This is a genomic window from Acidovorax sp. NO-1, from assembly GCF_000238595.1.
Taxonomy (GTDB): Bacteria; Pseudomonadota; Gammaproteobacteria; order Burkholderiales; family Burkholderiaceae_C; genus Acidovorax.
The window spans coordinates 1-1,610 of record NZ_AGTS01000009.1 but is presented as its reverse complement, the minus strand read 5'-3'; the positions used below and the strand labels follow the sequence as shown (position 1 = coordinate 1,610).

Below are 1,610 nucleotides of genomic sequence, written 5' to 3'. Positions count from 1 at the left end.
GGGGGTGCGGACGAAAACTTGGACTACTAGAAGGTAGTTCATGTATTCCTACGAAGACCGAATCCGAGCAGTTGAGCTCTTCATCAAGCTGGGCAAACGCACCAGCCCGACCATCAGGCAGTTGGGGTACCCGACCAAGAATTCATTGAAAGGTTGGTATCGGGAATATCAGCAGCGCCAGGACTTGCCTAAAGGCTATGCGGGGCGTGAGCCCAAGTTCTCACAGCCGCAGAAGGCTGCCGCCCTTGAGCACTACCTCACCCATGATCGATGCATTGCAGCCACCATGAGGGCCCTGGGCTATCCAGGGCGTGGAACGCTGACCAAGTGGGTTCGCGAAGCATTCCCTGAGGCCAGGATGGCCGTTGTCGGCAGTGTGGGGCAGCGAAGATATCCCGAGAGCTTGAAGCAAACGGGAGTGATGGAGCTTTGCACCCGGCAGGAAAGTGCACAGGCTGTTGCCGACAGGCTCGGCGTGTGCCGACCAACGTTGTACAACTGGAAGAACCAGCTTCTGGGGCGTGAGGCACCCGCATCAATGAAACACACCGATCGATCACCGCAGGCGCAAGAGCGCGAAGAGCTCGAGCGCCAGGTTGAAATACTGCGCCACGAAGTCAGGCAACTGCGCCTTGAGCAGGACCTCTTGAACAAGGCCAATGAACTGCTAAAAAAAGGCCTGGGCGTCGATCTGCAACTCCTGTCCAACCGGGAGAAGACACTGCTGATTGACGCCCTCAGGGAGCACTATGGTCTGCCAGAGCTCCTTGCACAGTTGGGTCTTGCGCGCAGCTCGTACTTCTACCATCGGGCCCGCGCGGCAATCGGAGACAAGTACGTGAAGGTGCGCCAATCCATCACCGAGATCTTCGAGTCCAATCACCGCTGCTACGGCTACCGCAGGCTGCAAGCCTCACTGGCCAGAGAGCAAGGCCCGATCTCCGAGAAGGTAGTGCAGCGGCTGATGAAGCAAGAGAGCTTGGTCGTTGCAAAGCCCAAGCGGCGGCGGTATGCCTCTTACCTTGGCGAGATCAGCCCGGCACCAGAGAACATCATCAACCGTGACTTCCAGGCTGCTGCCCCCAACGAGAAATGGCTCACAGACATCACGGAGTTCCAGATCCCCGCAGGCAAGGTCTACCTGTCACCGATCATCGATTGCTTCGACGGGATGGTGGTCAGCTGGACCATTGGCACGAGCCCGGATGCTGAGCTGGTCAACACGATGCTGGATGCTGCTATCGAGACGGTGGCAGAGACCAACGATCGACCTGTGGTCCACTCAGACCGCGGAGGGCACTACCGTTGGCCCGGTTGGCTATCGAGAATGAGCGGCGCGAACCTTACCCGTTCGATGTCCCGCAAAGCCTGCTCGCCTGATAACGCGGCGTGCGAGGGCTTCTTCGGTAGGCTGAAGAATGAGCTGTTCTATCCTCGGGACTGGAAGAGCGTCACGATCGAACACTTCATTGGGGTAGTCGACGACTACATCCGTTGGTACAACGAGAAGCGGATCAAGATCTCCCTGGGGGCCCTCAGCCCGATCGAATACCGGGTGAGTCTTGGACTTGCGGCATAAAACCAGTCCAAGTTTTTATCCGCACCCCCTT

General features: G+C 58.1%; 1 protein-coding gene. It reads left to right on the top strand.

Annotated features, from left to right (window positions below):
• Positions 1-40 precede the first annotated feature (40 nt).
• Positions 41-1,579, top strand: a complete 1,539-nt coding sequence (locus tag KYG_RS00955) for an IS3 family transposase (RefSeq protein WP_008902927.1) — start codon at positions 41-43, stop codon at positions 1,577-1,579.
• Positions 1,580-1,610: the final 31 nt, after the last annotated feature.